This window comes from Kitasatospora sp. NPDC097691 (assembly GCF_040302665.1).
Classification (GTDB): Bacteria; Actinomycetota; Actinomycetes; order Streptomycetales; family Streptomycetaceae; genus Kitasatospora.
The window spans coordinates 1-14,107 of the sequence record NZ_JBEORY010000102.1; the positions used below are offsets into that span (position 1 = coordinate 1).

The following is a 14,107-nucleotide window of genomic DNA, read 5'->3' on the forward strand; positions in this document are numbered from 1 at the left end:
CCGGTCAGCGTCAGCCCGTCCCGTTCGATCGCGGCCATCGCCGCCGGGCGGCCGATCAGCGTGACGTCCGCGGTGTCGGCCAGCATGCCCCCGAGGTGGCAGCCGATGCTGCCGGCGCCGAAGACCGCGATCCGCGGTTCCCCGCTCACCGGCCGAACAGCCGGAAGCCGGCGCCGAGTTGTACCGTGCGGTGGCTGTGTTCGTCGGGCAGCGGGTCGGCGGCGGCGAGCGGTGCGGGCGGTGGGGTGCTCATGGCCCCAGAAGATACGCGCACACCGACCGGATCACCGGGCGGATGCCCGAACCGGTCCTCGACCGCCGACGAGGACCCATCGTGCGGGCGCCGGTCGACCGGGGGCCTGTCGGTCGGGGGCCTGTCGACCGGGGTGGGTCGGCCGTGCTCAGGGGAGGGGGCGGCGGCCCCAGGCGGTGATCATGCCGGGGGAGAGGTCGGCGAGCTCGGGGGAGGCCAGGTAGGCGAGGGCCCGGTCGAGTTCGCCCGGCTCCAGGGCGGTTTCTGCCTCCGGGCCGGTGCCGGCTTCCAGGGCGTCGCGCATGCTGAGCCAGGTGTCGCGCCAGAAGGCGGTGACGGGTGCGTCGGGGGTCAGCGGCGGTACGTGGACCTCGGCGCCGACCTCCCGCAGGCCCAGGCCCCGCAGGAGTTGCGGGTAGCCGGTCACCCAGCCGATGTCGGTGCCGATCCGCTCGCGCAGGGCCTGCCACATGGCGGACATGGTGCGGCGGTAGGCGGGCTGCGGCGAGTCCGCCGTGGTCAGGTCGACGGCGTCGCCGACGACCAGCCAGCCGCCGGGCGCCACCCAGTCGGCCAGGCGCGCCAGCACCTCGGCGTGCGTGGGCAGGTGCATCAGGACGAACCGGCAGTGGACCAGGTCGAACCGGCCGGGCGCCAATGCCGGGTCGGTGACGTCCGCCGCCATCGTGCGCAGCCGGCCGACCGGGCGGGCGTCGACGAAGCGCGGGTCCCGGTCGAGGGCCAGGACCTCGTCGACGCCGGCCTCCTCGGCCAGCCAGCGGCTGATCGTCCCGGTGCCGGCGCCGACGTCGAGGCAGCGCCACCCCGGACCGACGCCCAGGGCGGTCAGCCGGGCCCGGGTCGCCGCGTCGTAGGCCAGCGCGCCGTAGTCGATGCGCTCACCCTCACCCGTCCCGTCGGGGGCGAAGAGGTCCGTTCCGTACCGCCCGTCGTCCGGTACGGCGGGGTCCGCCGGTCGTTCATCCACTGGAGCTCCTCACCGCGGGCGGGGCGGGGCGGGCCCGTCCGTCCCCGTCCATCGCTCGGCCGGCCGTCAACGAGCTGTCACCCGTCCCACCCGCGGCGGTCCCCAACCGTCCGCCGCCGCGATCCCACCCGAACGGCCGCCCCGGCGCACGCGGCTCGCCGCCCGGGGGCAGAGTGGGCCCGTGAGCGAGACCGTGGCGCCGGCGGACGGCGAGGAGCACCGGGCCGGCTGGTTCGAGCTGTTCTTCGACCTGGTGTTCGTCGTCACCGTCGCGGTCCTCGCCCACGGGCTGCACGGCGACCCGGACGCCGCCGACTTCGGCACGTTCCTCGTCCTGTTCTTCCCGGCCTGGTGGGCCTGGGCGAACCTGATGGTCACGGTCAACGTCTTCGGGTCGGCCGCGCCGCGCATGCAGGCCGTGCTGCTCGGGGCGATGCCCGGACTCGGCCTGATGGCGGCCGCCGCGCCCGAGGGGCTCGGTGACCGCGCGTGGGCGTACGCGCTCGGCGCGGCCTGGGTGCGCCTCGGGCTGTTCGGCATCTGGTGGGGGCACGCCCGCCACCGGGACAACCCGCTGCCGCTGTGGCGCCCGCTGGCGTACTGCCTGGCGCCGGCCGTGATCTGGGGGGTGTCGGCCGCGCTGCCGAGCCCCGCGCGGTTCGTGCTGTGGGGGCTGGGGATCGCCCTGGAGGCCACCCTGCTGGCGGTCAGGGCCGGGGTGACCGCGACGTTCTACGCGCGGATGTCGATCGAGCACCTGGTCGAGCGGATCAGCCTGTTCGTGGTGATCGTGCTCGGCGAGAGCGTCTTCACCGTGGTCTCCACCCTCGCCGACCACTTCACCGGCGCGTCGGCGGCCGCCGCCCTGCTCGGCTTCGCGGTGGTCGCCGAGCTGGCCCTGGCCTTCTTCCGCTGGGGCACCGAGAGCGCCGCCCGCGGGCTCGACCGGGCCCAGGCGGGCGGCGCCAACACGGCGATCCGGGACACCGTGATGTACCTGCCGTTCGTGCTGATCTCCGGCATCACGGTGCTGTCGGGCGCGCTCGGCACCGCCGTCGCCGACCCCGAGCACCACCTCCCGCCGGGGGCCCGCTGGGCGCTGTGCGGCGGGGTCCTCGCCTTCTACACCGCCAATGCGGCGATCTCGCTGCGCTACGGCGACCCGGCCCGCACCGTGCTCGACTGGTACGGGCCGAGCCTGGTGCTCGTCCTCGCGGCCCTGCTGCCCGCGTCCGTCCTGCTGCCCGCCTGGGGCGCGGTCGGTGTCGCGGCGGCCGTGGTCCTCGCGCTCACCGTCCTGGCCTCGGACCGGGTCCGCCGCCGGGCCCGGGCGGGCTGAGCCCGGGCCCGGCGGGTGACGCGCGGTCAGTCCGGCGTGCCGGGGGCGCCGCCGACCCGGCCGCGGTGGGCGGTGATCAGTTCGGCGTAGTGGCGGCCACTGGTCATCACGGTGCGCCGCAGGGTCGGGTGGTCGACGTGCACCAGGCCGAACCGCTTGTCGTAGCCGTACGCCCACTCGAAGTTGTCCAGCAGCGACCAGGCGAAGTTCCCGGCCGGGCCGGCCCCCCGGGCGGCTGCCCGGGCGCAGGCCGGCAGGTGCTCCCGGAGGTTCTCGGTGCGCTCGGGGTCGTGCACGCTGCCGTCGGGACCGACGGTGTCCTGGTCCGGGGACGACGGCGTGGCTGAGAACCCGGCAGGCACGGCCGATTGACCCCAGGTTGGTGCGCATGTGACGGAAAGGGAGCCCCGCACGCATCCACCGCTGGTTCAGCGGTATGAGCGCTGGCCGGTCCCTCCACACAGTGGCCGATCACCTCGTGCCCGACTCGCCTCGGGTGATGCGTGCCGACCGGTGTCAGATTCGCCAGGGTGGCTACCGGCGGCTGCGTCTGGCAGCCGGGACGAAGGACGGTGGTCGATGTGGTGTTCCGGCATCCGGCGCACAAGGGCGGTGACGACGGACGCGGCCGGTTCGAGGAGTTCGCGGAGCTGGCGTCGAACTTCACCAGCTCCCCGGTGTTCGCGCTGCTGTGCTTCCTTCTGGTGGCTGCGTTCGTGGCCGTGAACGCGGCCGGGCTGTCCACCGAGTGGCGGCTGGTGACAGGGGATGCGATGAGTGCGGTGACGCTGTTGCTGCTCGCGATGCTGAAGAACTCCGAGCGGCGGGCCGAGCACGCCATCCAGCGCAAGCTCGACGCGATCGCCCGAGCGATGCTGGAGCAGCAGGAGGGCAGACGCGGGCAGGCCCACGAGGACCTGAAGGCCGCCATCGGGATGGAAGAACGCCTGTAACGGCCCGTACACACCCGGACCCGGGCGTGTGTTCCCGGTGGCTCCAGCTTCGGCGTCGGGCCGGGAACGGCCAACAGCGCTGTAAGGCCGGCCTCCCCTGGGGCAGTCGGGTGGCGTCGGCGGATCAGTACCTCGACCTGTCGGCCGGCGTTTGCGAGGACGTAGGCCGCGACGGGTCGTTCGGGCCCGCGCCGATGACGCCGACTCACGGCGAATTGCCCGTCGCCGGTCGCACGCAGGGCGTGCCGGTCCGCCCGAGGGGTGTGCAGGGCAAGGACTGTTCGACGACATCGACCAGTCGGGAGGCCCCGCCCGGTACACCCGGCCCACCATTGGAGCCGCCGCGTCCGGACGGTCCCGGGCCATCCACGCCCGACCCGGGGCCGGGCCGGCCCCGCCCGGCGGAGCCACCCGACTGAATACGTGCCCCGCAACAAGTGGAGCCGGGCTGTGCGGGTGACGGCCGCTCACATCCCTCCCCGGAGGCGGGCAGTGACGGCCCTCAACAGGTCGAGCATGGGCAGTGCGAGCTGATCGTCCTCGGGACCCTCGGCCCGGAGGCGGTCACTCTCGGGGCCGCCACCCTGCCGCTGTCGGACTTTCTGGACCCCGGCGGGCAGCTCCCCGATCGTTCGCATCTCTCCGATGCCAGCGCACAGTTCACGCCATGAGGCAGGCGGGACGGGCGGGTTGACAGGTCCCGACGTCTTGTCCGGCGTCCAGGGCGCGCCGGCCCCAGAACTTCCCCAACCCGCCCTACACCACGCTGGACACCACGCCCGTCTCCCGCGAGAAGCCCTTCCTCTACCTGGACGGCGCCGACTACAAGGTCGACGACACGGTCACCGTCCACGAGGGCTGGGGCCTCGGGAGCTACTGCTACTTCAACGTGGACCCGACCATCCGGATGGACCACGGCTTCGAGGCACCCACCCGGGCGGGCGTGCGGTTCCACGACCTGCTGGTGGTCTCGCTCGGCGGCAAGGGCCAGTACGACCACGTCGTCGACGGCACCGGTGCCGCCACCTCCGGCACCTCGACCACGCCGTCGACCGTGGTGGCCTACCCGTAACGGGCCTCCCGGTCACCGGGCCTCCGGGGCTCCGGGTGTGATGCGGGGCTGCCGCCGTCGGTGGCAGCCCCGTGCCGGATGGGCCGGGATCGGCCGGGATCAGCGGGGCCGGCGGGCGTGGACGGCGTGGTGGCCGAGGGTGCGGAGGCGGGCGGTGTCCGGGGTGGGTGGCAGCAGGGGGGCGAGTGCCCGCCAGGCGTCGGTGCAGAGGCGGTCGGCGTCGTGTTCGCTCGCCGCGACGGCGCCGCACCGCAGGAGGGCGTCGCGGGCCGCGTGGATGTCGGCCTCGGGCGCGTCGCCGTCGCGGATCGCGGTCCACAGGGCCTCGGCGGCGGGCCGGGGGAGCAGGGTGGCCGCGTGGGCCAGCGGCAGGGTGACCTTGCCGTTGCGCAGGTCCTCGGCCACGTCCTTGGTCAGCGCGCCGCTGTCGTTCGTGACGCCGCGCAGGTCGGCGACGTCGTCGGCGATCTGGTAGGCCGTGCCGATCGCCGCTCCCCAGTCCAGCAGCGCCCGGCTCACGGCCGGCTCGGCGCCGGCGGCGATCGCGGCGATCTGGCAGCACGCCCCCACCAGGGCACCGGACTTCAGCCGGTGGGTGGCCAGCACCAGCCGCCGCAGCGGGCCGCTGTCGCCGGCCGCCAGTGCCTGGTCCATCTCGCGACGGTGCCCCTGGATGTCGAGCGCCTGCCCGGCGTGGGCCGCCCGCAGCGCGGCGAGGAGGGCCTCGCGCATCCGGCCCTGCAGCACCGGGTCGTCGGGGGCGCACAGGCCGATGGCCCGGTCGAAGGCGAAGTAGGCGTAGGTGCCCGCGGTCAGGGCGGCGGGCAGGCCGTACACCTCGTGGGCGGCCGGTCGTGCCCGGCGCAGCGCCGATCCGTCCTGGACGTCGTCCACGACCAACGAGCCGGTGTGGGCGAGTTCCAGGGCGGCCGCCAGCACGCCGAAGCGGTCGCCGTCACCGCCGAGCAGGTCGACGATCTGCAGCAGCAGCGCGGGGCGCCAGCGCCCGCCGCCCGCATCGACCATGTGCCGCACCGGTTCGGCGAGGGCCCGGTGCAGGCGGCGGTCGAGGGCGTGCGCCGTGTCGGCGGACAGGCCGCTGCCGTGCCCGCCCGGGAGCCAGACGGCCAGGCCGGCGGGGGCGGGCGGGCAGAGCCGGTCCAGCTGGTGCTCGATCCCGCGGCCGGCCCCGGTGGCCTGCTGTCCGGCGCGCGCACCGTCCGCGGACGGTCCGACGGGCTCGGTGGGTGCCATAACCATCTCCTCACCATAGAGTTGGGCGCCGGGAAGACGGCGGATGCAGCGGCGGACGGCGCGGGCGCGGAACCGCTGTCATCCATATGCCCGGTCCGCCGGACGGAACGCGGGCCGGTCGACTCCCGGCGCCGTTGCGCACCCTGCTCGCCCGGGCGCGCGGTGCCGTCTGGTGTTCCCTCGGTGTTCAAGCACACGCTCCTGACGGCATGCCGTCAAGGCCCTACGGTCCCTGGGGAACTGCGAGAAGGGGCCATGAACGAGACGCAACCTGCCGTACGCGCACGGGGTTTGACGAAGTGTTTCGGCGATGTCGTGGCGCTCGACGGGGTCGGGCTGGAGCTGGCGCCCGGGCGGGTCCACGGGCTGGCCGGGCCGAACGGCGCCGGGAAGACGACGCTGCTCGGGCTGCTGCTCGGGCTGGCCGTCGCCGACGGCGGCGAGTTGGAGGTGCTGGGCCGGCCGGTCGGCCGGGCGGCGGCGCCGCCGGGGGTGGCCGGATTCGTGGACGGCCCCGGGCTGTACCCGTCGCTGACCGCCCGGCGGAACCTGGCCGCGCTGGCGGCGCTGCGCGGGCGGGGAACGGCGGCCGGCCGGATCGACGCCGTCCTGGCCGAGGTCGGGCTGACGGACGTCGCCGACGACCGGGTGCGGGGGTTCTCGCTGGGCATGCGGCAGCGGCTCGGGCTGGCGGCGGCGTTGCTGACCGAGCCCCGGCTGCTGGTGCTCGACGAGCCCTCCAACGGACTGGACCCGGCGGGCAAGCACCACGTGCACCGCGTGCTGCGGCGGCTCGCGGGCGAGGGCGTGACCGTCGTGCTGTCCAGCCACCGCATGGACGACCTGGAGGCGCTCTGCGACGAGGTCACGATCCTCGCGACCGGGCGGGTCCGCTACTCCGGCCCGCTGGGCGCACTGGCGGCCGACCACCGCGCGGCGGACCACCGCCTGCTCACCTCCGATCCGAAGACCGCGCGACGGGTGGCGGTCGGCGTCGCCGGGGTGCGGGTGCTGCCCGCGGCCGGGGCGTGGCGCGGCGCCGAGGCCCTGGTCGTCCGCGCCTCGGGCGCGGCCGTCGAGGAGTTGGTGGCCGAGCTGGTGCGGGCGGAGGTGCGGGTGCGCGAGGTCGTGCCCGTGGTCCCGCCGCTGGAGGCCGCCTACCTCGCCCTGACCGAGCACCGGGAGGACACCCCATGAGCACGCCCGTCGCGCGCGTCGGCACCGTCCCCGCCTCCGCCTCCGCCTCCGCCCCCGACGCGGACCGGGTGCCGGTCGGCCGGGTGTACCGCTTCGAGCTGGTCAAGCTGGTCTCGCAGTGGCGGATCCGACTGCTGGTGCTGGCCTGTTGGACGGCTCCGGGGCTGTTCGTGGCCGCGGTGGCCGAGCAGGGGACGCTGCCGTCCGACACGCTGTTCGGCCGCTGGATGCACGCCACGGGCTGGGCCGGTCCGCTGGTGGTGCTGGGGTTCGCCGGGTCGTGGGCGCTGCCGCTGCTGACCTCGGTGGTCGCGGGCGACGTGTTCGCGGTCGAGGACCGGCTCGGGACCTGGCGGCACCTGCTGATGACGGTCCGCTCGCCGCGGCGGATCTTCGCGGGGAAGGCGACGGCGAGCGTCACCGTGATCGTGCTGCTGGTGGCCGGACTGGCGGCATCGAGCACGGTGGGCGGGCTGGCCGCGGTCGGCAACGAACCGTTGGTCGGCGTCGACGGGCACCTGCTGACGCCGTCGGACGCCGCCGGACGCGTGCTGCTGGCCTGGGCGTGCGCGCTGGCACCCACCCTGGCGCTGGCCGCGATCGGGCTGCTCGGCTCCGTCCTGCTGGGACGGTCGCCGATGGGCCTGCTCGTCCCCGCGCTGGCGGCCGTCGCGATGCAGCTCGCGCAGATGCTGCCGCTGCCGGTGGCGCTGCGCCTCGCCCTGCCCGGCTACGCCTTCGTCTCCTGGGACGGGCTGTTCGCCGCCCCGGCGCGGCTGGACGAGCTGCTGGTCGCCGTCGCGGTCAGCCTGCTCTGGGCGGCGGTGGCGACCGCGCTGGCCCACCGGGTCTTCGTGCGGCGGGACTTCACCACCGGCCACGAGGACGGCGGGGGGCGCCGCGCGCTCGCCTACGGGGTGCTGCCGCCGGCCGGGCTGCTGGCGCTGGCCTTCGGCGCGCTCGCCGTGGCCACGCCCTCGACGGGTTCCGGGATCTCGCAGGCGAAGGTCCAGCAGTCGGTGGCCACGGTGTTCGCGCACCTGTACCGGCTGCAGACCGAGCAACTGCACCGCCCGGCCGTCACGGAGGCCGGGCTGCGGGTCTCGGCGGCGTGCGAGCGGGGCGACGGGCAGGTCGACCCGGAGGGGCCCGGCAACGACTGGCGCTGCGTCGTCACCTGGCACCTGCCCGGCACGGACGCGCCGGGGACGGCGGTCTACCAGCTCGACGTCGGCGCGGACGGGCGCCTGGTGGCCGACGGCGACGGACCGAAGGACGTGAACGGCTACTTCCTGGTGCACACCCCGGGCGGCGACGCGCCGAACCCGCTCTGGCAGTTCGACGGCCGGATCGAGCTGCTGCCCTCCGCAACGAACGCAACCGGCCCGACAAACGCAACCGACCCGATGAGCTCGAAGAACCCGACGAACCCAACGAAGGGCTGACGTTATGCAGGTAACGCGTCGTCGACGTCCCCAGCAGGAGCACGTCGTCGTCCTCGGCCGCCGCGTGGGCCGCCGTGCCACGCTCGCCACGGCCTGTGTCACGGCCGTCGCCGTGGCCACGGGCACGGCCTTCGCGACGACCCAGCAGTTCGGCACGGACCAGGTCGGCCAGGTCACCGCCGACGGCCAGGTCATCTCCAGCGACCAGTACATCGCCCCGTACGGGAGCCGGCAGGTCATCGACAACGGCAAGCTGATGGGGTCCGCGGTCAGCCCGGACGGCGCCCACCTGGCCGCCTCGGTCGCCGACGGCGACGCGGCGCTGGTCGTGGTGGACCTCAGGACCGGGAAGGTGCAGCAGCGCGTCGGCACCGCCAAGGTGGACGAACTGCGCATCCCCAGCGGTGCGGTCGGCCAGGAGTCGCCGGTGTACTCGCCGGACGGCAGGCAGCTGTGGCTGGGCCAGCTCGACGGCTACACCAGGTTCACCGTGAACGCCGACGGATCCCTGGCCGCCCCGGTGGCGGTGCCGATCCCGGCCGACGGCGACAAGCACGCGCTGGCGTCGGGGGCGGTGTTCTCCGCCGACGGCGCGACGGTGTACGCGGCGGTCAACGGGCAGAACCGGGTCGTCGCGATCGACGCGGCGACCGGCGCGATCGGGCGCAGCTGGACGGTGGGCAACGCCCCGCGGGGCATCGCGCTGGTCGGCCACAAGCTGTACGTCGGCAACGAGGGCGGGCGCCCGGCCGAGGCCGACGACGACACGCTCAACTCGTACGGCACCCAGGTGCCCGCCGATCCGGAGACCGGCGCCGTGACCACCGGCACGGTCAGCGTGATCGACCTCGGCAACCCGGCCGCCGCCGTCGCGACCGTCGCCGTCGGCCTGCACCCGACGGCGCTGTACGCCAAGAACGGCGTCCTGTTCGTCGCCGACACCGGCAGCGACGAGGTGTCGGTGATCGAAACCCGGCGCGACAGGGTCGTCCAGACCGTCTCGACCAAGCCGTGGCCGGAGGCCTCGGTCGGCTACGAGCCCACCGCCGTGACGCTCACCGACGACGGCCGCCTGCTGGTCACCCTGGGCCGGGCCGACGCGGTGGCCGTCTACCGCTTCGGCGGCGCGCAGGAGCCGGTGAGCTACGTCGGCCTGCTGCCCACGGACTACTTCCCGGCGGAGATCACCACCGTCGGCTCGAAGGTGATCGTGTCCAACACCCGTGGCATCGACGCGCGGCGGCCGAACGGCACGGGCGCGCACAAGACCCACGACACCACCTCCAGCCTGACGCAGTTCACCCTGCCGAGCGACCGGGAGATCCGCTCCCGGACCGCCCAGGTGTTCCGGCAGAACGGCTGGAGCAACGGCGCGGTCAAGGTCGCGAACGGCCACCGGGCGAAGCCGGTGCCGGTGCCGAACCGGATCGGCGACCCGTCGCCGATCAAGCACGTCTTCCTGATCGTCAAGGAGAACCGGACGTACGACCAGGTCTTCGGCGACGTGGCGAAGGGCAACGGCGATCCGACGCTGGCCCAGTTCGGCGCGAACGTGACGCCGAACCAGCACGCGCTGGCCGAGCAGTTCGGGCTCTACGACAACACCTACGACATCGGCACCAACTCCGCCGAGGGTCACAACTGGCTGATGCAGGCCGACAATCCGGAGTACACCGAGTCTTCGGCGGGCGAGTACGAGCGCAGCTACGACACCGAGGACGACGCCCTGGGCCACCAGCGGACGGGCTTCCTGTGGACGGGCGCGCAGGCGGCCGGCCGGACGGTGCGTGACTTCGGGGAGTTCCACCAGTTCCTGACCAAGCCGGACGGTGCGAGCTGGCAGAACCTGTACTGCGACGCCAGGACCATGGCCGCGACCGGTGCGGGCAGCGCCTACCCGCTGGAGTCCTCCTCACCGATCCCGTCGCTCAACAGCGTGTCGGTGCCCGGCTTCCCCAAGTTCGACACCAGCGTGCCGGACCTCTACCGCTACCAGGTCTGGAAGCAGGACTTCGAGCGGAACGGCCCGGCGGACCTCAACATGCTGTGGCTGTCCAGCGACCACACCGGCGGTCCGGCGGGCCCGGCCGCGCAGGTCGCCGACAACGACCTGGCGACGGGGAGGATCGTCGACGAGATCTCGCACAGCGCGTACTGGAAGGACTCGGCGATCTTCGTGGTCGAGGACGACTCCCAGGCCGGCCTCGACCACGTGGACGGCCACCGTGCGCCGATCCAGATCATCAGCCCCTGGGCGCAGCACGGGGCCGTCGACAGCCGCTACTACTCGCAGATCACCATGGTCCGCACCATCGAGCAGATCCTCGGGATCCGCCCGATGAACCAGAAGGACAGCGCGGCCAGCCCGATGGCCACGGCCTTCACCGCGGAGCCGGACTACACGCCGTTCACCGCGGTGCCCAACCGGACGTCGCTGACGGACGGTCTGAAGACGCCGCCCGCGTGCGGCGTCGACGTTCCCGGGGCGCAGGACCTCCGCGCGGCGGCGGTGCCGGCCACGACCGCGCCGCCGGCGGCCGAGCAGGCCGTCGCCGCCCAGTGGGAGGCCTGGAAGTCGCAGCAGCGGCTGACGGGCGCGAACGCGGTGCCGGACCACGCGAACCCGGCGCAGATGGAGCACCTGGTCTGGTACCAGACGCACAACTGGACCACCCCGTACCCGGGTGAGGGCGAGATCCACGCGCCGAACGACGTGCCCGGCGCGTACCTGCCGTCCGCGGAGAGCGACGGCTGATCCGGCCCGGTTCCGCCGGGGAATTTCGATCATGCTCCGGGCCGTCCAACTCCGGCCCGGAGCAAGGTCGTTCCCGCGTGTGCGGGCGTCCGCGTGGAGCTGCGACGCCGCTCGTTGGCAGGATCCTGACACCGACTTAAGTTACTCTTGGGTAATTCAAGGATGTCGACCGGGTGAACATTCCCGGCCCCTCATGAAGGACCCGTACGTGCTCGATCACCAGTCCCGCCGTTCCGGCCGCCGCTTCGCCGGTTCGGCGCTGGCCCTCGTCGCCGCCGTCTGCGCGCTTCCCGCCGCCCCCGCGTTCGCCGACCCGGCTCCCGTCCCGGCCCCGGCCGCGCAGGCCGACGCCACCCCGCACCTGGACGCGGTGGAGCAGACGCTGCGCCAGGTGTCCCCCGGCCTGGAGGGGACGGTGTGGCAGCGGACGGAGGGCAACCGGCTCGACGCGCCCGCCGGCGACCCGGGCGGCTGGCTGCTGCAGACCCCCGGCTGCTGGGGCGACCCGTCCTGCACCGACCGCCCCGGCACCCGCCGGCTGCTCGACAAGATGCGCGAGAACATCTCCCGCGCCACCCGGACCGTCGACATCTCGACCCTCGCGCCATTCCCGGACGGCGCGTTCCAGGACGCCATCGCGGCCGGCCTCAAGGCGTCCGTGGCCGCCGGGAACACCCCGCACGTGCGGGTCCTCGCCGGGGCCGCACCAGTGATCAACATCACCGCGCTGCCGTCGAAGTACCGGGACGACCTGGTGGCCAGGCTCGGCGACGCCGCCGGCCGGGTCACCATCGAGGTCGCCGCGATGACCACCGCCAAGACCGCGTTCTCCTGGAACCACTCCAAGCTGCTGGTCGTCGACGGGCAGAGCGTCATCACCGGCGGGATCAACAACTGGAAGGGCGACTACCTCGACACCGCCCACCCGGTCACCGACGTCGACCTCGCGCTGAACGGCCCGGCCGCCGCCTCCGCCGGTGCCTACCTGGACACCCTGTGGGACTGGACCTGCCGCAACACCGGGGTGCTCTCGGCCGCCTGGTTCGCCGCCACCAAGGGCACCGGCTGCACCCCCGACCTGGAGAAGCGCAGCAACCCGTCGGCCGACAAGGTGCCCGCCACCGGCGGTCTGCCCGTGCTCGCCGTCGGCGGCCTGGGCGTCGGGATCCAGGGCAAGGACGCCGCCTCCGGCTACCGTCCGGACGCGGTGCCCGGCGTCGACGGCGTCAAGTGCGGCCCGATCGGCCTGCACGACAACACCAACGCCGACCGCGACTACGAGACGGTCAACCCGGAGGAGCCCGCCCTGCGCGCGCTGATCGCCAGTGCCGGCAGCCGCATCGACATCTCCCAGCAGGACGTCACCGGCACCTGCCCGCCGCTGCCCCGCTACGACGCCCGGCTCTTCGACCTGCTCGCGGCGAAGATGGCCGACGGCGTGAAGGTCCGCATCGTCGTCAGCGACCCGGAGAACCGGGGCCTGGTCGGCAGCGGCGGCTACTCGCAGATCAAGTCCCTGAACGAGATCAGCGACACCCTCGCCGCCCGCCTCACCGCCCGCCTCGGCGACCCGGCCAAGGCCAAGGCCACCATGTGCGGCAACCTCCAGCTCGCCCCGTTCCGCGCGGCCGACACCTCGGCCTGGGCCGACGGCCACCCGTACGCGCTGCACCACAAGCTGGTCTCGGTCGACGGATCCGCCTTCTTCATCGGCTCCAAGAACCTCTACCCGGCCTGGCTGCAGGACTTCGGCTACATGGTCGAGAACCGCACCGCCGCGGCCCAGCTCAACGACCGGCTGCTCGCCCCGCAGTGGCAGTACTCCCAGGCCGCCGCGACCGTCGACTACACCCGCGGCATCTGCCAGGGCTGACGGTCCGTCCGCACCGGGGCCGTACCACCCGGTGTCGCCCGGCCCAGTGCCGCCCCCGGCCCGGTGCCGCCCGGACCACCGTCCGGCGGCACCGGGCCGGGCCGGTTCCGCGGCCGCCGGGGTACTGGCGGTGATCCGTTCCGGGCGCCATGATGACGCGATGCCGTCGCCGGCGGTCGGGCCCGGATCCATACCCTCGGAAGGTGCCATGCTGAACCTGTCGGTCCTGTTGGAGGATTCCGCCCGCACGTACCCGGACCGCGACGCGCTGGTCCTCGGCTCGACCAGGCTCACCTACGCCGAGGTCGACGCCGCCGCGAACCGGGTCGCCAACCTGCTGGTGGAGCGGGGGATCCGGCCCGGCGACCGGGTGGCGCTGAGCTGCCCCAACCTGCCGCAGTTCCCGATCGTCTACTACGGCATCCTCAAGGCCGGCGGGGTCGTCGTCCCGCTCAACATCCTGCTGAAGGCGCGCGAGGTGGCCTACCACCTGCGCGACGCCGAGGTGAAGGCGTACTTCTGCTTCGAGGGGACGCCGGGCCTGGCCATCGGCGAGGAGGGCCGGAAGGCCTTCGACGAGGTGAAGAGCTGTGAGGACTTCTTCCTGATCACCGCCGATCCGGCCGCGCCCTCGCCGATCGACGGGGCGCAGACGCTGGGCGCGGCACTCGCGGGCACCTCCCCGGTCTTCGACCCGGTGGCCACCGAGGCGACCGACACCGCCGTCATCCTCTACACCTCGGGGACCACGGGGCAGCCCAAGGGTGCCGAACTCTCCCACGCCAACACGGTGATGAACGTCCTGGCCTGCAACCGGACGTTCCGGAGCACGCCGGCCACGGACAGCCATGTGCTGTGCCTGCCGCTGTTCCACACCTTCGGCTCCACCGTCCAGATGCACACCGGCTTCTCGACGGCCGCGACCCTCCACCTCGTGCCGCGCTTCGACGCGGAGGAGGTGGTGCGGCTGATGGACAC

The 14,107-nt window shown here is 73.8% G+C and carries 10 protein-coding genes and 2 pseudogenes; 8 read left to right on the forward strand and 4 right to left on the reverse strand.

Features of this window, described 5'->3' with window-relative positions; translation table 11 throughout:
• Together ABTY56_RS37945 and ABTY56_RS37950 are read right to left on the reverse strand one after the other, a co-directional pair.
• A partial coding sequence (locus ABTY56_RS37945) for a 2-dehydropantoate 2-reductase N-terminal domain-containing protein (protein ID WP_350634265.1) occupies nucleotides 1–149 on the reverse strand: 149 nt, incomplete at its 3' end.
• A gap of 252 nt (nucleotides 150–401) precedes the next feature.
• The gene (locus tag ABTY56_RS37950) at nucleotides 402–1,241 is read right to left on the reverse strand and encodes a class I SAM-dependent methyltransferase (protein WP_350634256.1); all 840 of its coding nucleotides are present in this window, start codon (nucleotides 1,239–1,241) and stop codon (nucleotides 402–404) included.
• Between the two features lie 181 nt (nucleotides 1,242–1,422).
• Here ABTY56_RS37950 and ABTY56_RS37955 point away from each other — a divergent pair, with 181 nt between their 5' ends.
• On the forward strand, nucleotides 1,423–2,580 hold the full coding sequence (locus tag ABTY56_RS37955) for a low temperature requirement protein A (RefSeq protein WP_350634257.1): 1,158 nt from the start codon (nucleotides 1,423–1,425) through the stop codon (nucleotides 2,578–2,580).
• Nucleotides 2,581–2,606: 26 nt separating this feature from the next.
• Here the strand turns inward: ABTY56_RS37955 and ABTY56_RS37960 are convergent.
• A pseudogene (locus ABTY56_RS37960) lies at nucleotides 2,607–2,903 on the reverse strand (family 1 glycosylhydrolase); the annotation flags it as partial.
• 249 nt (nucleotides 2,904–3,152) lie between these two features.
• Between ABTY56_RS37960 and ABTY56_RS37965 the strand changes: the two are divergent.
• Together ABTY56_RS37965 and ABTY56_RS37970 are read left to right on the forward strand one after the other, a co-directional pair.
• Nucleotides 3,153–3,533 (forward strand): low affinity iron permease family protein, encoded by a 381-nt coding sequence (locus tag ABTY56_RS37965; RefSeq protein ID WP_350634258.1) that lies wholly within the window; start codon nucleotides 3,153–3,155, stop codon nucleotides 3,531–3,533.
• Nucleotides 3,534–4,350: 817 nt separating this feature from the next.
• Nucleotides 4,351–4,605, forward strand: a pseudogene (locus ABTY56_RS37970) (coagulation factor 5/8 type domain-containing protein); the annotation flags it as partial.
• A gap of 99 nt (nucleotides 4,606–4,704) precedes the next feature.
• On the opposite strand, the gene ABTY56_RS37975 reads toward ABTY56_RS37970, so the two are convergent.
• Nucleotides 4,705–5,859 (reverse strand): polyprenyl synthetase family protein, encoded by a 1,155-nt coding sequence (locus tag ABTY56_RS37975; protein ID WP_350634259.1) that lies wholly within the window; start codon nucleotides 5,857–5,859, stop codon nucleotides 4,705–4,707.
• Nucleotides 5,860–6,114: 255 nt separating this feature from the next.
• On the opposite strand from ABTY56_RS37975, the gene ABTY56_RS37980 reads away from it, so the two are divergent.
• The 5 genes from ABTY56_RS37980 to ABTY56_RS38000 all read left to right on the forward strand — a co-directional run.
• Nucleotides 6,115–7,056 carry an ABC transporter ATP-binding protein gene (locus ABTY56_RS37980; protein WP_350634260.1) on the forward strand — a complete coding sequence of 314 codons (942 nt, stop codon included), beginning with the start codon at nucleotides 6,115–6,117 and terminating at the stop codon, nucleotides 7,054–7,056.
• Nucleotides 7,053–8,501 (forward strand): ABC transporter permease, encoded by a 1,449-nt coding sequence (locus ABTY56_RS37985; protein WP_350634261.1) that lies wholly within the window; start codon nucleotides 7,053–7,055, stop codon nucleotides 8,499–8,501. Before ABTY56_RS37980 ends, ABTY56_RS37985 begins: the two co-directional genes overlap by 4 nt.
• 4 nt (nucleotides 8,502–8,505) lie before the next feature.
• The gene (locus tag ABTY56_RS37990) at nucleotides 8,506–11,256 is read left to right on the forward strand and encodes a bifunctional YncE family protein/alkaline phosphatase family protein (RefSeq protein ID WP_350634262.1); all 2,751 of its coding nucleotides are present in this window, start codon (nucleotides 8,506–8,508) and stop codon (nucleotides 11,254–11,256) included.
• Between the two features lie 208 nt (nucleotides 11,257–11,464).
• Nucleotides 11,465–13,129, forward strand: a complete 1,665-nt coding sequence (locus ABTY56_RS37995) for a phospholipase D-like domain-containing protein (protein WP_350634263.1) — start codon at nucleotides 11,465–11,467, stop codon at nucleotides 13,127–13,129.
• Between the two features lie 208 nt (nucleotides 13,130–13,337).
• Nucleotides 13,338–14,107, forward strand: a 770-nt coding sequence (locus tag ABTY56_RS38000) for an AMP-binding protein (RefSeq protein ID WP_350634264.1), incomplete at its 3' end; no start/stop codon positions are given.